The sequence below is a fragment of the [Micrococcus luteus] ATCC 49442 genome (assembly GCF_010367585.1).
GTDB lineage: Bacteria > Actinomycetota > Actinomycetes > Actinomycetales > Micrococcaceae > Arthrobacter > Arthrobacter luteus_A.
On record NZ_JAAAXP010000001.1, the window covers coordinates 4,062,254 to 4,084,340 of the forward strand.

At 65.1% G+C, this 22,087-nt stretch carries 17 protein-coding genes and 1 tRNA gene; 9 read left to right on the forward strand and 9 right to left on the reverse strand.

What is annotated here, in order from left to right; all coding sequences use genetic code 11:
- Window positions 1-179 precede the first annotated feature (179 nt).
- Window positions 180-1,361 carry a zinc-dependent alcohol dehydrogenase gene (locus GUV69_RS18520; protein WP_164205093.1) on the forward strand — a complete coding sequence of 394 codons (1,182 nt, stop codon included), beginning with the start codon at window positions 180-182 and terminating at the stop codon, window positions 1,359-1,361.
- A 12-nt stretch (window positions 1,362-1,373) separates the two neighbouring features.
- Here the strand turns inward: GUV69_RS18520 and GUV69_RS18525 are convergent, their stop codons facing one another.
- Window positions 1,374-1,751 (reverse strand): sterol carrier family protein, encoded by a 378-nt coding sequence (locus GUV69_RS18525; RefSeq protein WP_164205095.1) that lies wholly within the window; start codon window positions 1,749-1,751, stop codon window positions 1,374-1,376.
- 313 nt (window positions 1,752-2,064) lie between these two features.
- Here GUV69_RS18525 and GUV69_RS18530 point away from each other — a divergent pair, with 313 nt between their 5' ends.
- The 4 genes from GUV69_RS18530 to GUV69_RS18545 all read left to right on the forward strand — a co-directional run bounded on the left by GUV69_RS18530 (window position 2,065) and on the right by GUV69_RS18545 (window position 7,721).
- Window positions 2,065-3,345, forward strand: a complete 1,281-nt coding sequence (locus GUV69_RS18530; RefSeq protein WP_164205097.1) for a glycosyltransferase — start codon at window positions 2,065-2,067, stop codon at window positions 3,343-3,345.
- Entirely contained in the window at window positions 3,342-5,192 is a 1,851-nt protein-coding gene (locus GUV69_RS18535; RefSeq protein ID WP_164205099.1) for a right-handed parallel beta-helix repeat-containing protein, read from the forward strand. The genes GUV69_RS18530 and GUV69_RS18535 overlap by 4 nt, the downstream gene beginning before the upstream one ends.
- The gene (locus GUV69_RS18540; protein ID WP_244292779.1) at window positions 5,189-6,265 is read left to right on the forward strand and encodes a right-handed parallel beta-helix repeat-containing protein; all 1,077 of its coding nucleotides are present in this window, start codon (window positions 5,189-5,191) and stop codon (window positions 6,263-6,265) included. Before GUV69_RS18535 ends, GUV69_RS18540 begins: the two co-directional genes overlap by 4 nt.
- Window positions 6,266-6,329: 64 nt before the next feature.
- On the forward strand, window positions 6,330-7,721 hold the full coding sequence (locus tag GUV69_RS18545) for a UDP-glucose dehydrogenase family protein (RefSeq protein ID WP_164205101.1): 1,392 nt from the start codon (window positions 6,330-6,332) through the stop codon (window positions 7,719-7,721).
- A gap of 130 nt (window positions 7,722-7,851) precedes the next feature.
- Here GUV69_RS18545 and GUV69_RS18550 read toward each other — a convergent pair whose 3' ends face one another.
- Window positions 7,852-8,868 carry an asparaginase gene (locus GUV69_RS18550; RefSeq protein WP_164205103.1) on the reverse strand — a complete coding sequence of 339 codons (1,017 nt, stop codon included), beginning with the start codon at window positions 8,866-8,868 and terminating at the stop codon, window positions 7,852-7,854.
- 69 nt (window positions 8,869-8,937) lie between these two features.
- Complete coding sequence (locus GUV69_RS18555) at window positions 8,938-10,515, reverse strand: molybdopterin-dependent oxidoreductase (RefSeq protein ID WP_164205105.1); 1,578 nt, start codon at window positions 10,513-10,515, stop codon at window positions 8,938-8,940.
- A 105-nt stretch (window positions 10,516-10,620) separates the two neighbouring features.
- Here GUV69_RS18555 and purD point away from each other — a divergent pair, with 105 nt between their 5' ends.
- Both purD and GUV69_RS18565 read left to right on the forward strand, forming a co-directional pair.
- Window positions 10,621-11,937: a phosphoribosylamine--glycine ligase gene (gene purD / locus GUV69_RS18560; protein ID WP_164206766.1), complete on the forward strand. Its 1,317-nt coding sequence runs from the start codon at window positions 10,621-10,623 to the stop codon at window positions 11,935-11,937.
- A 2-nt stretch (window positions 11,938-11,939) separates the two neighbouring features.
- Entirely contained in the window at window positions 11,940-12,890 is a 951-nt protein-coding gene (locus GUV69_RS18565; protein ID WP_164205107.1) for a phosphoribosylaminoimidazolesuccinocarboxamide synthase, read from the forward strand.
- Window positions 12,891-12,928: 38 nt separating this feature from the next.
- Here GUV69_RS18565 and GUV69_RS18570 read toward each other — a convergent pair whose 3' ends face one another.
- The gene (locus GUV69_RS18570) at window positions 12,929-14,203 is read right to left on the reverse strand and encodes a helix-turn-helix domain-containing protein (RefSeq protein WP_164205109.1); all 1,275 of its coding nucleotides are present in this window, start codon (window positions 14,201-14,203) and stop codon (window positions 12,929-12,931) included.
- Window positions 14,204-14,333: 130 nt separating this feature from the next.
- Between GUV69_RS18570 and GUV69_RS18575 the strand changes: the two genes are divergently transcribed.
- Window positions 14,334-14,570: a hypothetical protein gene (locus tag GUV69_RS18575; protein ID WP_164205111.1), complete on the forward strand. Its 237-nt coding sequence runs from the start codon at window positions 14,334-14,336 to the stop codon at window positions 14,568-14,570.
- 171 nt (window positions 14,571-14,741) lie between these two features.
- Here GUV69_RS18575 and GUV69_RS18580 read toward each other — a convergent pair.
- The 5 genes from GUV69_RS18580 to GUV69_RS18600 form a co-directional block, all read right to left on the reverse strand.
- Window positions 14,742-14,818, reverse strand: a tRNA-Pro gene (locus GUV69_RS18580).
- A gap of 79 nt (window positions 14,819-14,897) precedes the next feature.
- Window positions 14,898-16,772, reverse strand: coding sequence for an ABC transporter ATP-binding protein (locus tag GUV69_RS18585; RefSeq protein ID WP_164205113.1), 1,875 nt, complete (start codon window positions 16,770-16,772; stop codon window positions 14,898-14,900).
- Entirely contained in the window at window positions 16,769-18,577 is a 1,809-nt protein-coding gene (locus GUV69_RS18590; protein WP_164205114.1) for an ABC transporter ATP-binding protein, read from the reverse strand. The genes GUV69_RS18585 and GUV69_RS18590 overlap by 4 nt, the downstream gene beginning before the upstream one ends.
- Before the next feature lie 71 nt (window positions 18,578-18,648).
- Window positions 18,649-19,605, reverse strand: coding sequence for a metallophosphoesterase (locus GUV69_RS18595; protein WP_164205116.1), 957 nt, complete (start codon window positions 19,603-19,605; stop codon window positions 18,649-18,651).
- A gap of 6 nt (window positions 19,606-19,611) precedes the next feature.
- Window positions 19,612-21,894 (reverse strand): transglycosylase domain-containing protein, encoded by a 2,283-nt coding sequence (locus GUV69_RS18600; protein WP_164205118.1) that lies wholly within the window; start codon window positions 21,892-21,894, stop codon window positions 19,612-19,614.
- A gap of 37 nt (window positions 21,895-21,931) precedes the next feature.
- Between GUV69_RS18600 and sp36 the strand changes: the two genes are divergently transcribed.
- On the forward strand, window positions 21,932-22,087 hold the full coding sequence (gene sp36 / locus GUV69_RS18605; RefSeq protein ID WP_011693223.1) for a Sp36 family protein: 156 nt from the start codon (window positions 21,932-21,934) through the stop codon (window positions 22,085-22,087).

Genomic DNA, 22,087 nt, shown 5'->3' on the forward strand with positions numbered 1-22,087 from the left:
CGGCGCCTCCTCACTGTCGGTGGGTCACATCTGACCTTCCCTACGCTAGAGGCCGTCCCGGGCCTTCACAAGGAATCGCCGGGCTTCACAGGGAAATTAGTCAGCCTGCTTACTTTTTTCGCGCCAATTCGTTAGCGTCGAAGGACGCCCATTAGCCGGGCCCGACAGAAAGGCAGACCATGAAGGCACTCACGTGGCAAGGCAAGCGCTCAGTCAGGGTGGAAAACGTCCCGGACCCTGTGATCCAGGAACCGACCGACGCGATCGTGCGGATTACCTCCACGGCAGTCTGCGGTTCGGACCTGCACCTCTATGAGGTTCTGGGCCCGTACATGCACAAGGGCGACGTCCTCGGGCACGAACCCATGGGCATAGTGGAAGAAGTGGGCAGCGCCGTCACCAACCTGCGCAAAGGGGACCGGGTGGTGATTCCCTTCAATATTTCCTGTGGCCACTGCTACATGTGCAAGCAGGGCTTGCAGTCGCAGTGCGAGACCACCCAGGTAAGGGAAAAAGGATCCGGCGCCGCACTTCTCGGTTTTTCGGAGCTCTACGGTTCGGTCCCCGGCGGCCAGGCGGAGTTCCTGCGTGTACCGCACGCAGACTACGGTCCGGTGAAGGTGGGTTTGGACCTGCCGGATGAACGGTACCTGTTCCTCTCCGACATCCTTCCCACCGCCTGGCAGGGGGTGGAATACGCGGACGTCGCGCGGGGCGGCACGCTGGCGGTATTCGGGCTGGGGCCCGTGGGCCAGTTTGCCAGCCGGATCGGTGTCCACCGCGGGCTCCGGGTCATCGGCGTGGATCCGGTGGCTGAGCGCCGCGCCATGGCAGGGCGGCACGGCGTAGAGACCATCGATTACAGCAAGAATGTTGCGGACGAACTGCGGGAGATGACTGACGGGCGTGGACCGGACGCCGTAGTGGACGCCGTCGGCATGGAAGCCCACGGTTCGCCGGTGGCAGGCTTCGCGCACCAGGCACTCGGGCTGCTGCCGGACAAACTGGCGCAAAAGGCAATGGAGACGGCCGGGGTGGACCGGCTGGCTGCGCTGCACACCTCCATTGACGCCGTGCGGCGCGGCGGGACGGTCTCGCTGAGCGGGGTGTACGGCGGCCAGGCCAGTCCCATGCCGTTACTGACCATGTTCGACAAACAGATCCAGGTCCGGATGGGGCAGTGCAATGTGCGCCGCTGGACTGATGACCTGCTTCCGCTCGTGGAGGACGACGCTGATCCGCTGGGCGTGATGGACCTGGTCACTCACCGCTCCGGCCTGGACGGTGCGCCCGCCCTGTACGAGAAATTCCAGAAGAAAGAGGACGGCTGCATCAAGGTGGTCCTCAACCCCGGGAAGTAGTCCCCGAAGCCCCTACAGCGGCAGCAGGGCTGAGAGGTCCGCCCGGAGTCCGGACGCGGCCACCCGGTGCGCCGCCACAGCGTCCGCCCACGTCAACTGGCCCGTTATCAACGAGAGCCAGGTGACGGCGTCGCACTCGATCACATTCGGCGGGGTGCCGCGCGTGTGCCGCGGCCCCTCGACGCACTGGGTGACGCCGAACGGCGGCACCCTGACCTCCACCGAGTTGCCGGGCGCACGGGCCGTCACTTCCTCCAGCGTGTACCGCACAGCCGTAGCGGTTACGCTGCGGGGGAGCGGGGCGTCCGACGGCGTGGCGGCGGCTTCCCGCCACGCGGCGAGCGCCGCCTTCCCTTCTTCGATGCCGATCCGACGACGCGCTACGGCCATGAGGTCCCAATCCCCTTCCGGAAACAATCTCAGTAATCACCTGTGTAGAACGCGAGTACCCCGGACGAAGGAAGTCGGGTAGTCACGAAGTGAATTAGGGTAGCGCGAATACTGGCGGCGGACGAACCTGCTCCCGCATGCTCGATAACAAGGCTCATCGAAGAGTTGGCAGCAGTGAACAGCCCGGCCCCCACCGTAGGGGCGATAGATACAGGGCTTCCGCCACGTGAATCGATGTGGCGGACCGGACTGACCGCCGGCGTATCCGCCCGGCAGTTCCCTCACTGACATCCGCAACAGCGAAGGACCGCTCATGCCTCCCCTTCCCCTGGACTTCAATGATGCCTTTCGCAGCCTCACCGGCGGCAGCGTCAGCGAGTTCTATGCCGAAATTTCGCCCTACTTTCCGCTGGCCGTCGCCGGTGTGATTGTCTGGGGCCTCTGGCTTTACCGCTTCATCCTCTCCCACCGTGCCGGACCGATCATTACGGATTTCAGGGCGTCCACGTCGGTGGTGGTCCCGTCGTTCCATGAGGATCCCGAGATCCTGATGAGTGCGTTGGAATCATGGCGGGCCCAAAAACCGGACGAGATCATCGTGGTCCTGGATGTTGAGGATCTGGACGCCTACCACCGGATCACCGCACTGGCGGACGAAACAATCCGGCCGGTCCTGTTCCACCACGTCGGCAAGAGATCCGCGCTGGGCGTTGGCATGCGGATGGCACGGTTCGACATCCTGGTGCTGACAGATTCTGACACCTGGTGGGAGCCTGGCCTGCTGGCGAACGTCCAGATGCCGTTTGCGGACCCCGCCGTCGGGGGTGTGGGGACCCATCAGACGGTGTACCAGCGGGACACGAGTGTCTGGCGGCGGATAGCGGACTGGCTGGTCAACGTCCGGTACCTCGATTACGTCCCGGCGATGGGCCGGGCGGGTGCAGTGCCCTGCATCTCGGGCCGTACAGCGGTCTACCGGCGCAGCGCCGTGATGGGACTGATCGAGCACCTGGAGAACGAGTACTTTATGGGCAGGCGGTGCATCTCGGGTGACGACGGACGGCTCACGTGGCTGGTGCTCGCCTCCGGCTACAAAACCGTCCACCAGTCCTCGGCCCGTGCGTTGTCCATGTTCCCTGCCAGCTTCCGGGCCTTCATGAAGCAGCGCATCCGCTGGAGCCGGAACTCGTACCGGTGCTATCTCACCGCGGCAGCCAAAGGATGGCTTTGGCGGGTGCCGTTCGTGACGAAGGTGACCGTCCTGCAGATCATCCTCACGCCCCTCACCATGGGCCTGACCATGTTCTACCTCATCTTCAATCGGCTTGATCCCACACCCTTCGGCGTGGCCGCGGCTGTGTGCTGGCTGCTGCTGGGCCGGGGTATCCGCGGCATCTCCCATCTGCGGAGGCATCCCAAGGACATCCTGATCCTTCCCGTTCTGGCGGTCACGGTGATCCTCGTGGCCCTCCCCATCAAGCTGTACGCCTTCGCCACCATGAACAGGCAGGGCTGGCTGACCCGCCACGCAGACACGCTGGGCGGCGACGGACAGGATGCGGCGAGCCTGTCCACCGGGGAGGTGGCAGCATGAAGACGGGCCGGGTGATTATGGTTGCTGCCCTGACTGCCACGCTGGCCACCGCAGGTTTCATTTATGCGGGAAGCATAAGTAACGGTGACGCGGTGGATGCCATGGGCCGTAACGAGATTGCGGACAACGGCAACGTCCAGGGAATGCTCTATCCGGGCGACCCCGCCAGCGAGGCACGCCTCGTGGAGCAGGAAGACGAGCGGCTGGTCTACGTCCGGACCATCGCCTCCGCAGCCCGGTGGCGGGTGGAGGGCCTCGAAGGCCCCTATCGGATCCGGACAGGATCGAGTTACACGCTGGTCCTCCCGGCCCGCAGCGCGGCCTATACGGTGACGGACCTGCTGGCCCTGGCCCCCAATGCATTCCGTCTGCAGCAAGGTGGATCGTACCTGCTCTCCGAGAGCATTGCCGTGCTCGCAGGAGCCACGCTCGCGCTGGCCTCCCCGGACCCGGCCCGGGGCCTGGACCTCCGGCTTGAAAGTGGAGCGGAGGGGTTTGCCTCCGTGGTGGCGCTGGGTGGATCACTCACCCTGGGCGGCTCCGAAGCCTCCAAGGTTTCGGTCTCAAGCTGGGACAGCACCAAGGGGGGACCGGACAAGACCACAAAGGACGGGCGGGCCTATATCCGCGTCATTGGGGGCCATGCATCGTTTGCCCACTCGAACGTCTCCCATTTGGGTTTTTGGAGCGGAAACACCGGAGGGCTCTCCCTGACCGGGACGGATGCGGTGGCTGTGTTCACTGACGAGCAGCCCACGTCGGCGGAGGCCCGGGAGGCAGACGGAGGCGCCCGGCTCCTGCCGGAGGCCGAACTGAAAGACCTCACCCAGGGTTCCGCCCAGGACTACAGTGTGGTCACGGCAGGAATTGAAAACCTTCGGGTCGACAGCAACGCCTTCGGGCTCTTCGTGACCAACGCCAGGGATGTAGCCATCAAAGACACCATCATTTCCGGAAGCCTGGTGGACGGGCTGGTGCTCCACCGGTTCGTCACCAACGCCACCATCACGGGGACTTCCTCCTCGGGGAACGCCGTTGACGGGTTCAGCATCGGACGGTCCACCGAAAAGATCAGTTTCGAAAACATCCAGGCCCGGGACAACGGCCGCAACGGCCTCTCCATGGACGGCCAGCCACTGGCGGATGGTCCCAATGCCGTGGGGACCGCCGTCAACGGCTACGGCGGCAACCAGGTCAGTGGCGGTTCATTCGAGCGGAACGCCCGGTACGGGATCGAAGTGGTTGGTGGATCCGGACTCACTCTCCGGAACAACCGGGTGGCCCTGAACGAGGTAGGGATTGTTGCAGCGGACGGGGCCACAAACGTGACCATCGCCAACAACACCCTGCTGGACCAAATCCGGCAGGGTGTGGCCATCAGGGATGTGGGCTCCGCAGCGGTGGTTACCGGCAACTCGATCACCGGTGGGGACACCGGAATTTACGTACGGGACGCCGGCGCCGTGGTGAAGGAAAACACTATGAACCACATATCCAACCACGGCATCACCTTGCTGGGCGCAGTCAACGAGACCAGTGTGGAAGGCAACTTCGTCGCGGGAAACGGGTCCACTGCCATCTGGGCTGAAGCGTCTACGGGAGCCCTGGTAGGAGACAACGACACCCTCGCCTGGGCGCCCGCGTTCACCGCGGAGCGCGTGGTCAAATCGGTGTTCCAGCCGCTTACCTTTATCTGGTTCCTCCTGGGTGCCCTGTTACTGGTGACCGCCGTGGCCCGTGGAAAGAACGCTGAACGCGTGCTCCGCAGCCCCTACGCCGACCATGTCCCGTTGACCTCCCTCAGCAAGGGAGTGGTGACATATAACGACGTGAGGCAGCTCCAGTGACCGGCCGCAGGATGGAACCCGCGGCGTGGATCGCCTTGGTCCTGATGGTCCTGGTGGCACTGGTTGCCGTCTTCGCGGTGATCAGCTTCCAGGACGCGGCTCCGAAGGCTGACGAACCTTCTACGCCGGGTCCGACGGAATCTGCCGGCGCCTCCGGCGGAGCCGGCGGACCCGCGGCTGTTCCCCCTGACTGCCCCGCGGCAACTGTGACCGTGGCCACGGCGGCCGAACTGACGGCGGCACTTGCGGCGCCGCAGCCCGGTGCAGTGATCCTCCTCGCGGACGGCGTGTACGTGGGCAACTTCGTGGGAACGGGCGCCGGCACCTCTGATCAACCCGTCACGCTGTGCGGCGGAAGGGGAGCGGTGCTCGACGGCGGCGGCCAGGAGGAGGGCTACGTACTCCATCTGGACCGGGCCTCGTACTGGACAGTGCAGGGCTTCACGGTACGGAACGGGCAAAAAGGGGTCATGCTCGACGAGACGACCCAATCGGTCATCCAGGGCCTTCTGGTCGAAGGCATCGGTGATGAGGCAATCCACCTGCGCCGGTACAGCTCGGACAACAGGGTGGCGGGCAATACCGTGACCGGCGCCGGCCTGCGCAAGCCAAAGTTCGGCGAAGGCATCTACGTCGGCACCGCCGAGAGCAACTGGTGCAACATTTCATCGTGTGAACCGGACAAAAGCGATCGCAACGAAATCAGCGACAACATCATCTCGGGCACTACTGCCGAGAGCGTCGACATCAAGGAAGGGACCTCGGACGGGGTCCTGATCGGCAACAACTTCGAAGGTTCATCAATCCGGGAGGCCGACTCCTGGGTTGATGTCAAAGGCAAGGGCTGGCGAATAGAAAGGAACAGTGGCAAGAACTCGCCCTTGGACGGGTTCCAAACACACGAGATCCTCGACGGATGGGGCACCGGAAACGTCTTCCGGGAAAACACCGCCGAAGTCAACGGTCCCGGGCTTGGATACTCATTGAAACCGGTGCGCGACAACGTGGTCGACTGCAGCAACACTGCCTCCCACGCGGAGCAGGGCCTTTCCAACCTGCCCTGCACGAACTAGGGAACGTCCCCGGAACCGGGAACTCTGTTCAATCCTCTCTTCACAACAATGGAACGAGAATCCAATGAACAACCTTGAGTCCTCCAGCGCGCCCAAAATCACGGTGATCGGTACCGGGTACCTCGGTGCAACTCACGCAATCTGCATGGCAATTATGGGCTTCGACGTCCTGGGCTTCGACGTCGACCACCACAAGATAGAACAGCTCCGGGCAGGGAAGGTGCCCTTCTATGAACCGGGGCTGCCGGAGAAGCTCCAGGAGGCACTGGCCGGCGGCCGGCTGAAGTTCACCACCGATCTGGATGCGGTTGCCGAATTCGGCGACGTGCACTTCATCTGCGTAGGCACGCCCCAGGCGCCAAACTCGTTTGCGGCGGACCTCAGTTACGTGGAGGCGGCATTTACCGGGCTGGCCGCCCGGATCCGCCGCAAAGCACTCTTGGTGGGCAAATCCACGGTTCCCATCGGCACCGCCGAACGCCTTACAGCCCTGGTTGCGGACATTTCGCCGCTGGGCACGGAACTCGAACTCGCGTGGAACCCGGAATTCCTGCGCGAGGGTTTCGCGGTCCAGGACACACTGCATCCTGACCGCCTGGTGTTCGGGGTGACCTCGGCGTGGGCGGAGGACACTCTCCGGCGCGCCTTCAAGCCACTGCTCGACGACGGTACCCCGCTGGTCGTTGCCGACCTCGCCACCGCGGAACTGGTCAAAGTTGCCGCAAACTCCTTCCTGGCCACCAAGATCTCCTTCATCAATGCGATGGCCGAGGTCTGCGAGGCCACCTCCGCCGACGTCAGCCTCCTGGCGTCCGCCCTGAGCCTGGATGACCGGATCGGCGGCAGGTTCCTCAAACCCGGCCTTGGCTTCGGAGGCGGTTGCCTCCCCAAGGACATCCGCGCCTTCAAGCACCGCGCCGAGGAACTCGGCGTGGGGCAGGCCGTCAGCTTCCTTGGCGAGGTGGATTCCATCAACAACCGCCGCCGCGTCCGCACCGTGGACCTGGTCAGGGAGCTTGCCGGGGGAAGCCTGGCCGGGATGAAGATCGCTGCCCTCGGGGCTGCCTTCAAACCCGACTCAGACGATGTACGCGATGCCCCCGCACTGGACGTTGCACGGATGCTCTATCTCGAGGGCGCCACAGTCAGCGTCTACGATCCGGAAGCCAACGCCAACGCCCACCGCCTTTATCCGGACCTGAACTACGTGGGCAGCCTGGCTGCCGCCGTGGAACAGGCCGACGTTGTGGCACTCCTGACGGAGTGGGACGAGTTCCGCACGGCAGACCCGGATGATCTGGGGGTCCTGGTGCGCCACCGCCGCATCGTGGACGGACGGCACGCGCTCGATCCCGGGCGGTACACGTCCCGGGGATGGGAATACCGGGCACTGGGCCGTCCCTACCGGGCGAGCATGGCAGCCGTGCCCGCACCCGCCACGGACAGCGCCGCGTAGCCGCCTGCACTCTGCGGAACCCCCAGGAAGTCCGGGCCGTTGGCAGCGCGCCGTTCGCGCAGCAGTCAGCGGTCCGGGCGCCCTGCGCTTATCGGGCAGCTTCCACTCGGGGCGGGTTCAACCGGGCGGTTCAGTCCAGCAGGGCGGACACGGCCGGACCCAGGCGGATCTTGCCTACCGGGTGACTGCCGCCCATCACCGGGGCCACCACTTTTTCCAGGACGCTGGAGACGCCGGGGATGTCCACGGCGCCGGCGGCGGCGAGGAGCGTCAGGCCCACCAGGGACGTGGCGCGCAGGTTCCCGTCCAGCATTTTGATGGCCACCGAGACGCCCTGGGGAGTGGCCATGGCCAGCACGCCCTCAGCGCCGATCTTGGCGATAATGCCGAGTTCGTCCATCACGATGGTGTTGGCCTCGCCGCGGCCCTGGACCGCCCAAGGGTAGTCGAGCATGGAGGTGGCGATGGTGGCGGCGCGGGCGTTGGAGTTTTTGTCTCCCGGTGCCTTGGCCAGCATGGAATAGGCGCGGGCCAGGCCGGTCAGGGAAATGGCCGCAACCGGGGCGCCGCACCCGTCGATGCCCAGATGGGCGATGTGTTCGCCGCTGTACTCCTCAATCACGCTGCGGACCCGCTGCTGGAGCGGATGGTTCGGCTCGAGGTAGCTCTGGGTGTCCCAGCCGTTTTCCGTGCAGGCCCACAGGAACGCGGCGTGTTTGCCTGAGCAGTTGAAGGCGAGCCTGGACTTGCCGCGATCGGAGCGCAGCAGCCAGTTGCGGGCTGTCTCGTCCTGCGGCCATGCGGCGGGGCACTGCAGCTGTTCTTCCTTCACGCCGGCTGCCTTCAGCATTCCCTCCACCACATCCATATGGTCCAGGGAGCCCACGTGGCTGCCGCAGGCCACCGCCACCTGCGCGCCGCGGAGCGGAACGCCGGACTGCATGGATGCCAGCGCCTGCAGCGGTTTGAGCGAGGAGCGGGCATAGAGCGGAGTCCTGATATCACCGAGTTCGGTGACCACGCTGCCGTCGGCTGACAGTACTACTGCGGAACCGATGTGCCGGGACTCCACAAATCCGCTGCGTTCGATGACGGCGAGTTCGACGGCGGAGTCCACGGTGAACGTGGCATGCGGGTTGTGGGGCATGCTGCCAAGTCTATGGCCCCCGGAGGGAATGCCCTGGTAGCGGCTTGGGAAGGAATGCGGAATGCCGCGCTACTCCACGGTGACCATGACTGACTGCCAGCCTGAGGCGCCGTCGGGCACGGGATCGGCCCGCTGATCCGTCTGCACCTCGCCGGTGCCGTCTGTGGCCCGGACCTTGATGTAATGCGGACCCGGCGTGGCGTCCCAGTCGAAGGACCACTGCCGCCAGGTGATGAGGGACGCCTCGGCGGACAGGACGGCTTCGGCCCAGGGGGTGTTGTCGATCTGCACTTCCACCTTGGTGATGCCGCGGGTCTGCGCCCAGGCCGTCCCGCCGATCGCCACGCGGCCGGCCGGCACCTTGGCGAAAGACCTGGGCACCTCCACCCTGGCCATGGTCTTGATGGGTCCGCGCTCGGACCAGCCGCGTTCTGTCCAGTAGGCCTTGCTGTCCGCGAAACGCGTTACCTCCAGGTCCACTACCCACTTAGTCGCCGAGACGAAGCCGTACAGCCCGGGAACCACCATGCGCACGGGATAGCCGTGTTCCAGAGGCAGCGGCTCACCGTTCATCCCGATCGCCAGCATGGCGTCCCGGTCATCGAGCAAGACTTCCAGGGGCGTGGAGGCGCTGAACCCGTCGATTGAGGTTGACAGCACCATGTCCGCACCGTCTTTGGGGCGGGCCCGCTTGAGGACCTCACGAATCGGAAAGCCCAGCCACTTCGCGTTTCCCGCCAGGTTGCCGCCCACCGGATTCGACACACAGGTGAGGGTCACGTGCGATTCGATGAGGTCGGCGTCGAGCAGGTCCTGGAAGCTCAGGCGGATTTCCTGCTCCACCATGCCGTGGACCCGAAGCTCCCAGTCCTCGGCGTTGATTTCGGGCACGCTGAGGGCCGTGTCGATCCGGTAGAACTCTCCGTTGGGGGTGATCCAGGGCGTGACGCCGGCCACCGGGGACTGCACACCGCCGGGAACCGCTGCGGCCGCCGTCACCGGCGCGGGAAGCTGCAAGGCTTCCCGCGCTTTGGCAATGTTGCTGCGGGCGCCGCTGAGCAGGCGGCCGCCCGTGGCGGCGATTCCGGCCCCCGCTACAGTGAGGGCCGTGGCGGCGAAGAAGCGCCGGCGGCTCGTGGCGGTGCGGCCGGCCTCCCCGGCTGCGGTGTCGGCCGGCGCTTCCGGCCACGACCTGAGCTGCCAGAGGGGCGCCACCAGCAGCCTCAGCACTACCAGGCCTGCCAGCGTGCCCAGCACGGTGGGGATGGCATCCAGGGGCTGGACGCCTGCCCGCGTCACCACGCTGGCCACAATTACCGCTCCCATCAGCAGCACCCCTGCAACCCCCAGCGCCCACTTTCGGTATGCCACTACGCCCAGCAGGCAGGCCAGCAGGGCAATGGTCAGCCCCATCCCCACAAAGAGGGCGGCCTTGTCATTGGTGCCGAACGTGGAAATGGCGAAATCCTTGAGCCACGGCGGCGTGAAGTCGATGAACGTGGACCCCAGCGCAATGACCGGGGTGGCGCGCGCCGTAAAGAACGCTCCGATCAGTTCCGCCACGGAAAGCACGACGGCGGCTGCCGCCACGCCTGCCAACGCGGCCAGGGCGGCGGGTTCCTTGAGCCAGTTCAGGAGCTTCTTCATGCTGTGGGTTCGTTGCGGCAGGCAACAGGGATGGTTGGGCATGCAGACAGCTTGGGACCTTCTCCCTTAGGAAACGGAAGGGTGCACAAAGTACCCTTGGAGACTGTGAAGGTACTCGTCATTGGCCCTGGAGGCCGCGAACACGCCATTGTCCGCTCCCTGCTCGCCGATCCCAACGTGTCCGAAGTCCATGCAGCTCCCGGCAACGCCGGGATCAGCAAGCTGGTCCCCACCCACAACATCGACGGCAATGATCCGGACGCCGTAGCCGCCCTGGCCACGAAGCTCGGCGTTGACCTTGTTGTGGTCGGCCCGGAGGCGCCGCTTGCTGCCGGGGTTTCCGACGCCGTCCGCGAGGCCGGCATACCGGTGTTTGGACCCAGCAAAGCCGCGGCCCAGCTGGAGGCCTCCAAGGCATTCGCCAAGGAAGTCATGGCCGAAGCGGGCGTGCCCACGGCCATGGCCATGGTGGCTACGAACGCAGAGGAAGCAGCCTCGGCCCTGGACACCTTCGGCGCACCCTACGTCGTGAAGGATGACGGGCTGGCAGCCGGCAAGGGGGTAGTGGTCACCAAAAACCGCGACGAAGCCCTGGCCCATGCCCAGACCTGCTTCGACGCCGGCGGCACCGTGGTAATCGAGGAATTCCTGGACGGCCCCGAGGTCTCCATCTTTGTCCTCTGCGACGGCCGCAACACGGTGGCGCTGTCCCCGGCGCAGGACTTCAAGCGCATCTTCGACAACGACGAGGGCCCCAACACCGGCGGCATGGGAGCGTACACCCCGCTTGAGTGGGCTCCCGCCGGGCTCGTGGACGAAGTCATCGAGCGCGTGGCCCAGCCCACCGTGAACGCCATGGCCCACCGTGGCACCCCGTTTGTGGGCGTGCTCTTTGTCGGCCTGGCCCTGACGTCGCGCGGCACCCGCGTCATTGAGTTCAACGTCCGCTTCGGCGACCCCGAAACCCAGGCTGTGCTGGCGAGGCTCAAGACCCCGCTCGGTGCGCTGCTGCTGGCAGCGGCCAAGGGCGAACTGGACAAGGCAGACGAGCTGCGCTGGTCCAAGGAGACCGCTGTCGCCGTCGTCGTCGCGTCTGAGAACTACCCCGACACCCCGCGCACCGGCGACCGCATCCGCGGGCTCAAGAAAGCGGAGGCGCTCGAGGGTGTGCACGTGATACATGCAGGCACCGCGCTGGACGAAAACGGCAAGGTGATTTCCGCCGGCGGGCGTGTGCTCGCCGTTGTTGCCCTAGGCAGTGACCTTGTGGAGGCACGGGAACGGGCGTACGACGGCGTTGAACTGGTTCAGCTCGAAGGCTCCCAGTTCCGGACGGACATCGGACGCAAGGCGACCCGCGGCGAGATCAAGGTTGCCTCCAACGCAACCGCATCGCTGCCTGTCACGAAGGCGAAGGCATAACCATGACTGAGAATTCCGCTGAGGAAGCCCGGCAGCGCGGCTTCAGCACAGCAACCCTTGACCTGCCCGGCTGGACGCACGTCTATTCCGGGAAGGTCCGCGACCTGTACGAACCTGCGGACGAATCTATCCGCGAGCAGGTGGGCCAGGACTGCGTCCTGGTGGTGGCCAGCGACCGCATCAGTGCGTACGACCACGTCCTGGCAAGCGAGATCCCGGACAAGGGCCGCATCCTGACCCAGCTGAGCCTGTGGTGGTTCGACCAGCTTGATGTGGTGCACCACGTGCTGGCATCCACAGTGGAAGGCGGGGTTCCTGCGGCTGTTGAAGGCCGTGCGATGATCTGCAAGAAGCTGGACATGTTCCCGGTGGAATGCATTGCCCGCGGCTACCTGACCGGGTCAGGGCTGCTGGAGTACAAGGCTTCCGGGACGGTCTGCGAGATTCCGCTGCCCCCGGGCCTGGTGGACGGTTCACGGCTTGAGAAGCCCATCTTCACGCCGTCCGCGAAGGCCGAAATCGGCGAGCACGACGAGAACATCTCCTACAACGATGTTGCGGCCATGGTGGGGGATGACATCGCCGGACGCCTCAGCGAACTGACCCTGAAGATCTACTCCACCGCGGAGAAGACCGCCCGCGAACGCGGCATCATCCTGGCTGATACCAAGGTGGAGTTCGGCTACGACGCCGTGTCCGGTGCCATCACCCTGGGCGATGAGGTCCTCACCCCGGACTCGTCCCGTTTCTGGGACGCGGCCACATACCAGCCCGGGCAGGCGCAGCCGTCCTATGACAAGCAGTACGTGCGCGACTGGCTGACCTCAGCCGAATCCGGCTGGGACCGCTCCTCGGATGTGCCGCCGCCTGCGTTGCCCGAGGATGTCATTGCCCGCACCCGCAGCCGGTATGTAGAGGCCTACGAGAAGCTGACCGGCAAGAAGTTCGTCTAGTTTGCCCTGGCGGACCCGGTTTTCAGCCGGGTCCGCCACTAGCTGGCTTTGGCCTTTTTTGCCGCCGCCGCTGCGCGCTGCTGGGCCAGATTGATTTCAAGGATGGCATCCAAAGCCTGCTGGACCAGATCCTGTGCTCCGGCGGAGCTGAAGGCTTTTTGCGCTTCCTTCAGGTAGACAATCGCTTCCTCTGACTCGCCGGCGGCCTTGAGGGACTTGCCGAGCAGGAGCGCAACCTCGCCGGCGGTGTGCTTGGCCAAGGCCTCACGTTCTGCATGGATTTTGCGTAACTTCTCAATGGCGGCCACGATATCGCCGGTGAGGTAAAGCCAGCGGGCACGGATGAACGCGACTTCGAGTTCATCACTTTTCATCTCGTAAACAATGGAGAACGCCAGCTCTGCGCGCTCGATCGAGGCCAGTGTCTCGGGCTCAACAATGCCTGCCTGCAGCCTGACGGCGGCCGATGCTTTGTTGAACCGGGCCCACATTTCGATGTCGTTGGCGGGGGACAGCAGCTTTGCGGCCCTTTCGTGTTCCTTGACTCCCTCTGCATAGTCATGGCGCATAAAGGCCACGTTGCCCACCACCCAGGCCACCTCACCGGCAAGCTGGGGCATGGTGGTTTCATCCACCTGGCTGACCAGCGTCTGACAGTACGTCCAGGCTTCCTCCAGCCGTCCGCTCTCCGCCAGGGCTCCGATGAGGACACGAAGGGTGCCGATCACAACGATGGAACTCTTCGGGAGCTGCTCGGACAGCTTCGTGGCTTCCAAGGCCTGGTCCACGGCGGCTGACAGCTGGCCCTGCCGCTGCAGGACAGCAGCCAGCATCTGGCGGGCACGTACTCCCAGTCCCACGGACTCCCGTGCCATCGGATGTTCGATAAGCCGCTCGGTGATGCGCTGGCACTCCAGGAGGTCACCGTGCCGCACCAGGCACTCGGCCTGCATGTACGTCATGTTCCACCAGGCGCTGGTGTTCTTGCCTTCGAGGGCAATCTTTGCGGCCGTTGCGGCATGGCTGGCGGCAAGCTCGTAGTCGCGAAGGTCCCAGGCCTGCCGGGCGTAGAGCCCGGCAAGGACATACTCGGCGTCGCTGGCCGAGATGGGCTGGCTCCAGGCTTCCAATGCTTTCGGCGCCAACTCCAAGCGGCGGGCGAGTTCATCGATTACCTCGGCGGTAGGCTCGCGGCGGCCGGTCTCCAGGAGTGATATATAGCTGGGGGAGTAGAGGTCCTTGCCGAGTTCGGCCTGAGTAAGCCCTCGCTCCAGCCGCTCTGCTCGAAGCTTTTCCCCGAATCCATTGCCCATGGGGTTCCTCCTTGTTCCGGACCGTCTTTGGACGCAAAGCTTGACAGGCCCTGTGGGACCCATTTTACAATAAGTGTCAACAAGGACGTGCTGACTTTGTAACGAATCCGACTCGTATTGAGGAACTCAAATGTTCAAGAAGATAGCGGCAGCCGCCGTCCTAGCCGGCGCCCTGGCATTCTCGGCGGCGGCACCAGCCGTCCTGTCCGCAGGTTCCATTACTGACAACTCCGGTATTGCTGTAGCCAGCGGTAACTGGCCGAACCCTGTGTCCGAAAAGGTGAAGACGGAAAAGGGCAAGAAGAGTACCCAAACCACCGACACCACTTACACCACGAACAGCGGTAACTGGCCGAATCCCGTCTAGAGAAGCTTCCTCACTTCGGAGGCGCGGCCCCGGGCATGGATATCATGCCCGGGGCTTTTTCGTGCCTGCCTGATCTTGTTCGTACTAGTGCCATTCTGATGATTCCCTGCCCCTGTCAATGCCACCGGAGATGCAAAAAGAGGGCCTCCCAAGGGGGGCCCTCTTTTTATCTGGTCGGGATGACAGGATTTGAACCTGCGACCTCGTCGTCCCGAACGACGCGCGCTACCAAGCTGCGCCACATCCCGATCCGCTGCAAAAGCAACTTTACAAGAGTATCCGATGCCCGCCCGGATGCGAAATCGGGGCAGACCGGGGTGCCAATCCTCACACCAGCGAGTCCTTCCAGGCGCCGTGCAGGTCCGCGAACCGGCCGCCGCCGCCGATGAGTTCGGCAGGCGTGCCGTCCTCCACGATGCGGCCGTCGTGGACCACCAGCACCCGGTCCGCGGTTTCAACCGTGGAAAGCCGGTGGGCGATGATCAGCGCCGTCCGGCCCGCACCCGCCGCGGCGTCACCGGACCCCGGGGCACCAGGCCCGCTGCCGGCGTCGGACGTTGCCTGCAAAAGCCGCGCCAGGCCGGTCTGCACCAGCCGCTCGGAAGGGATGTCCAGGGACGACGTGGCCTCGTCCAGGATCAGCACCGCCGGCCGGGCCAGGAACGCCCGGGCGAAGCTGATCAGCTGCCGCTGGCCGGACGAGACGCGGCCGCCGCGCTTGTTGACGTCCGTGTCGTAGCCGTCGGGGAGTTCGGTGATGAAACCATGGGCGCCCACTGCCCGGGCGGCTTCAACGATTTCCTCGCGGGAGGCCTCGGGCCGGCCCAGGGCGATGTTGTCAGCCACCGAGCCGCTGAACAGGAAGGCCTCCTGGGTGACCATCACGATGTTCCGCCGCAGGTCCGTGGTGCTGAGGTTGCGGAGGTCCACGCCGTCCAGGGTCAGGGAACCGGATGAGACGTCGTAGAAGCGGGCCACCAGCTTCGCCAGCGTGGATTTGCCGGCGCCGGTCTGGCCTACGAGTGCCACAGTCTGGCCCGCAGGAATATGCAGGTCCAGAGCGGGGATGACCACAGGGCCGTCGCCGTACCGGAACTCCACGGCCTTGAAATCGATGGAGCCGCGGGCATCGCGGAGCGCTACGGCATTCTTGGGAGGCCGGACCGTCGGCACCTCTTCCAGGAGGCCGGACACCTTCTCCAGGGCGGCCTGGGCGCTCTGGAAGGAGTTATAGAACATGGCCATCTGGTCAACCGGCTGGAAGAAACGCTTGGTGGAAAGGATTAGCGCCAACAGCACGCCCACGGCAAGGTCCCCGCCCAGCACGCGGAACCCGCCGAACAGCAGGACCGCGGCCACACACACGTTCCCGATCAGCACCAGGCCAGGCTGGAATATGCCGCTCAGGTTGATGGAGCGCACGGTGACCTGCCGGTAGTCCTCGGCGAGCCGGCCGTAGCGTTCGGCGTTCTCCCGTTCCTTGCGGAAAGCCTTGACGGCGCGGATCCCGGTCATGGTCTCCACAAAGTGCACAATGAGGCCGGCGGACACCACCCGGGATTCGCGGAAGGCGATCTGGGAGTGCTTCTGGTACCAGCGCGCCAGGAAGAACATGGGCACTCCCGCGGCCAGGACAATCAGGCCGCTCTTCCAATCCAGGACGAACACCGTGATGGCCGTGAAAATCATAAACAGCAGGCCGGACGCCAGCGAGCTCACCCCTGAGTCGAGGAGTTCGCGCAGGGCCTCCAGGTCCGAGGTCTGCCGGGCGATGATGCGGCCGGACGTGTACTTTTCGTGGAATTCCAGGCTCAGGCGCTGGGTGTGCCGGAAGACCCGGACGCGCAGGTCCAGCAGCATGGCCTGGCTGAGCCTCGCGGTGGAGGTGACGTAGAGGGCGGTCAGTCCCGCCGTCGTGATTGCCGCCAGCAGGTACGCGACGCCGGTGAGCACCAGCGGCAGGTTGTCCCCGGCGCGGAGGGCGGGCAGCGCGTGGTCGATGCCGAAGGCGATCAGCGCCGGCCCGGCCACGCGGGCCGCCTGCGAGAGGACCACCATGGCGATGGTCAGCCAAAACCTGAGCCGGACGGGACGGATCAGCGTGGCAAGCAGGACGAGCGACCGGCGTCGTACGGCTTTGCTCTCCGCCTTGCTCAGGTGGGCGTTGTCCTCATTGGCGGTGCCGAAGGTTGAGTTGCTCATCGGGTGGCTTCCTCTGCCGCTTCCTCAAGTTCCGACAGTTCCGTATCCAGGTCCCGTGGTTCCTGGTCGAGGCTGGCGATGACGTAGCGGTAGTGGTGGTTGTGGGACAGCAGGTCGGTGTGGGTTCCGACGGCGGCGATCCGGCCGTCCTCGAGCAGCGCTACCCGGTCAGCCAGCGCCACAGTGGACGGGCGGTGCGCGACGATCAGCGTTGTGGTGTCCTTCAGGACCGCCCGTAGCCGGGTTTCCACCAGCTCCTCGGTGTGCACGTCGAGGGCAGAGAGGGGGTCATCCAGCACGAGGACCCGCGGCCGTGCGGCGATGGCCCGGGCCAGGGCGAGCCGCTGGCGCTGCCCGCCGGACAGGCTCAGGCCCTCCTCGCCGATGAGCGTGTCCACACCCTCCGGCAGCGAGTACGCGAAATGGGCCTGGGCCACGTCGAGGGCTTCGTCGAGTGCTTCCTCGGTCCGCTCCTGCGCCCCGAGGAGCACATTGTCCCGGACCGAGCTGGAGAACAGCGTGGTGTCCTCGAACGCGACGCCCACCACCTTGCGGAGCTCGTCGACGGCGAACTCGCGCACGTCCACGCCGTCGATGGTGATGGAACCGGCCGTGACGTCGTACAGGCGGGGGACCAGCTGGATCAGGGCACTCTTGCCGCTGCCGGTGATGCCCACCAGCGCCATGGTCTCACCCGGGAGGATCTCCAGGTTGACGTCCTGCAGGATGGGCTTGTCCGGGGCGTCCTCGAACGCGAAGGTGGCGTTGTTGAAACGCAGGGCGCCCCTTAGCTGCTCCGGTTTGCGCGGGGCCGGGGGACTGGTGATGGTGTTCACCGAATCCATCACCTCGAAGTGGCGGTCCAGAGCCGTCTTGGCGGACAGTGCCATGGCCAGCAGCATGCCGGAAAATTCCACGGGTGTGGCGATCACCGCGGCGGTGGCGAAGAACGCCACGAGGGCACCGATGCTCAGCTGGCCGCTGGCGCAAAGCATCACGCCCACTACCAGGCCGGCGCCCAGGGCGAGCTCCGGCAGCAGGGTGACCACCATGGTGAAGCCGGCCTGGTGTTTGGCCTTGGCGATCTCGGTCTGGCGGAGCTCCTCGGCCTGCTCGTTGAAGTTCTCCAGGGCTTCGCGGCTGCGGCCGAAAGCCTTCAGGACTCGGATGCCGTGGACCGATTCCTCCACGGTGGTGGCAAGATCGCCGGCCTGGTCCTGGCTGCGGCGCGCCACCTTGCTGAAGCGGGTCCGGAATCGGAAGCTGTAGGCCATGATGGGCACCGCGGCGGCCATGAAGATCAGGGCCAGCTGCCAGCTCATGGAGAACATCACCACGATGCCGATGGCAACCGTCAGGGTGGTGACAACAAGCATGATGGCGCCGAACGCCATCCACCGGCGCAGGAAGTTCAGGTCCGTCATGGCGCGGGAGAGGAGCTGGCCGGAGCCCCAGCGGTCATGGAAGGAGACGGTGAGGTCCTGCAGGTGCCCGTACAGCGAGACCCGCATCCGGGTTTCCACGGTGGTTGCCGGGTTGATCACAAACTGCCGGCGCAGGGCCACGAGGACCGCTTCGGCGATTCCGAGGAGCAGGATGACGACGGCGGCCGTCCAGACTGCGCCCGCCGCGCCGCCGGGTTTCAGCGATTCGTTGACGAGGACCCGGAGCACCTGGGGAATGGTCAGTGCCACAAGGCTGGCCAGCAGGGCGCTGATGAGTCCCAGCACCAGCCGGGGGAGGATCGGCCTGACGTGGGGGTAGAGACGGCTGATGGATCTGAAAAATGAGGTCTGCTTGGCCATGCCCGCTTCTCAAGCTCTAAATCGAATGTAGTTTCCCGTAGCAACTACCCTATGCCATGACGTGAGCCGGTTCACACGCCCTGGTCGCGGGACGTCAGCGTCAGCAGCACAGCCTCTGGCTTGCAGGCGATCCGGATGGGAGCGAAACGTGAGGTGCCGATGCCGCCCGAGACGTTGACCGGCGTCGTACGTCCGTCACTTTCCCAGTCGTTGAGGCCCTTCGCCCGCCACGTGGGGATATCGCAGTTGGCCACCAGCGCACCGTAGCCCGGGACGCACAACTGTCCGCCGTGGGTGTGGCCCGCCAGCAGCAGGTCCGCACCGGCCTCGGTGAAATGGTCCAGCACACGCTGGTAGGGGGCGTGGATGACGGCCACGCGAAGGTGCGGATCCTGGTCCTGGTTGCGGGTGCCGCGGGGCCAGCCGGCATAGCGTTCCCGGTGCAGGTGGGGATCGTCAACCCCGGAGAAGTCGAAGCGCATTCCCTTCAGCACCACGGACTGGTGCCGGTTGGTGAGGTCAATCCAGCCGCCCATGCCAAACCCGGAGCGCAGGCGCGGCCAGTCGAGTTCGACCGGCTTCGGTTTGGCCTTCGAGGGTCCCAGCAGGTAGGACGCGGGATTCTTGAGCGTGGGGGCGTAGTAGTCGTTGGAGCCGGGCACAAACACGCCGGGGAATTCCATGAGCGGCCGCAGTGCCTTGAGGAGGGGATCCACGGCGTTGACATGGCTCAGGTTGTCGCCGGTGTTGACCACCAGGTCCGGCTTCAGCGAGGCCAGCGATTCAAGCCACGCCGCTTTGGTGTCCTGGCCGGGGACAAAGTGGATGTCGCTCAGGTGCAGGACCCGGAAAGGCGCTTGGCCAGGCGGCAGGACGGGCAGGGTTTCTTCGCGCAGGACGAATTGGTTCTTTTCCCAGAGCCCGTACCCGAAGGCAGCGAGACCGGCTGCTGTTCCCGTGGCGGCGGTGACGGCAAAGCCGCGCCCGATGTTCCGGACGCGGCTCGCCAACGCAGGACTGACGGCCATGGGCGGCTAGTCCTTCTTCTCGCTGTTGCCCGGGCTGTCCGCGGCCGGGGTTGAGGCCCGCGGGGCGGGGGCGGCCGGCGCAGTTGCCTGGGTGGAGGGTGTCCTGGACTGCGTGCCGCCGCCGCTCACCATGTTGGTGGGCGGTGCCGGGAACGGGTCCGTGCCGAACGCGGGGGCCATCTGGGTCATGAACTTGGAGAACATGGGCCCGGCGATCATGTAGCCGTCAAGGGATTCGTAGAACTTGCCGTTGAAGGTCAGGTCACGGCCCGGGCGGTTCTGGGCGCCCAGCGGATCGCCGAACCAGGCGGCGGTTGCAAGCCCGGTGGTGTGCCCGACAACCCACGTGGATTCGTTCATGTTGGAGGTACCGGTTTTGGCGGCAACCGGGAAGTTGGTCCTGGTGGACAGCCGCGGCTGGATCAGGGAGCCGGAACCGACGTTCATCACTTCCTGCAGTGCGTAGTTCACGCCACGGGCAACCTCGGGCTTGATCGCGTCGCGGCAGCTGCTGCTCTGGGCGGGCAACTGGGCGCCGGACTGGTCAGTCACGGAGGTGATGGCGATCGGCTCGCAGTACTTGCCGTCATTCGCGAAGGTGGCGAACGCGCTGGCCATGGTCAGCGGCGCCGTCTGGGTGGAGCCAAGCAGGTTGCCCAGGGTGGACATGTCGATCTTGGGGTTGGGCTCGCCATCCTTGTTCGGCAGCCCGCTGTGCAGTCCGACAGCGTCCACGACCTTCTGGATGCCACAGAAATCAAGCTGTGCGGCGGAGGCAAAGGTGGCCGTGTTGATGGAGTTGTAGAGGCCGAAAAGGACAGGCATGTTCCGGTAGAACTGAGGTTCCGCGTTCTGCAGGTCATCCGCCGCGCCGAGGGCCTTCTGCGCAGTGTTGTACGCGCCGGTCACCTGGCCGCAGGTGTGCTTCCAGTTGAAGTTCAGCGGATACCGGCGCTGGGCGGCGTTGACCACGGTGTTCATGGACTTGCCTTCGTTCAGCCACTCCGCGAACGTGAACGGTTTCATGGTTGAACCGGGCTGGGCACCGCCGAGGCCGTTGAGGTCGTTGCCGTCCTTGTCGAGCTGGTCAACGCTGAAGTTGACTTGGGAATCGAAGCCGCCCTCAGCGGGCAGGAACGACGTGTTCTGAGCCATGTTGGTGATCTTGCCGGTGGCGGGCTGCACCGAAACCAGTGCCGCACCCCACTTGTCCGGGTTGGCGCCGGCAGAAGCGTTGACCTGCTCCTGGGCGGATGCCTGGGCTGCCGGATCCAGCGTGGTGGTGATGGTCAGCCCGCCGCCGTAGATGAGGCGCTGGCGTTCCTTCAGGTCCGCACCGTACGCCGGGTTGTTTTCCAGCAGGTGCAGCACGTAGTCGCAGAAGTACGGTGCGGTGGCCGCGTAGGCGCAGCCCTGGCGGGCCGGGGTGACCTGGGTCTCCACCGGTGTGGCCACGGCGGCATCATATTCGGCCTGGGTGATCTTGGCCTGGCTCAGCATCAGGCTCAGCACCAGGTCACGGCGGGCCTTGGAGCTTTCCGGGTTGTTGATCGGGTCGAAGGCCGAGGGGCTGTTGACGAGTCCCGCAAGGAGTGCAGCCTGCGGAAGCGTGAGGTCTTTGGCCGTGGTGCTGAAGAAGAACTTGGACGCGGCTTCAATGCCGTAGGCGTCGCGGTTGAAGAACACGATGTTGAGGTAGCCCTCGAGGATCTGCTCTTTGGAGAATTCCTTCTCGAGGGCGATGGCGAGCTTCATCTCGCGAAGTTTGTCGCCGACGCCCTTGTTGACGCCGTTGAGCTTGATGTCCTCGTCTTTGCCCTCGGCGGCGAGGTTGGCGTTGAGGACGTTGTTGACGTACTGCTGGGTGATGGTGGAAGCGCCCTGCTTGTTACCCCGGGCGGTGGCCACCAGGGCACGCATGATGCCGGTGGTGTCAACGCCGCCGTGGTCGTAGAACCTGCTGTCCTCCACCGCGATGACGGCTTCCTTCATGAACGGCGAGATCTGGTCCAGGCTGACCTTGGTGCGGTTCTCCTCGAAGACGCTCGCGATCACACTGCCGTCAGAGGCCAGGATGCGGGTGGTCTGGTTGGGCGGGTCCACCTTCAGCTCCGCCGGGAGGGTGTCGAAGAACTCGATCGAGCCACTCGCCGCGCTGCCCGAAACTGCCGCGGCCGGAACCAGCAGGCCTGCCACCAGGACACCACAAATAGCGCTCACGCCAAGGAAACCAAATATCTTTCCGAGGGTAGTGGCCGTGTCGAAAATGGGGTTCTTACGAGTCACCATGTTTTCCACTTTACCGGCAACGACTAGTCTTTCTCTCATGACCAAATGGGAGTACGCGACGATTCCGCTCATTATTCACGCCACCAAGCAGATCCTGGACCAGTGGGGAGAGGACGGCTGGGAACTCGTTCAGGTAGTTACCGGACCGGACGGCAACGGCCTGGTTGCCTACCTCAAGAGGGAGAAGCAGTAG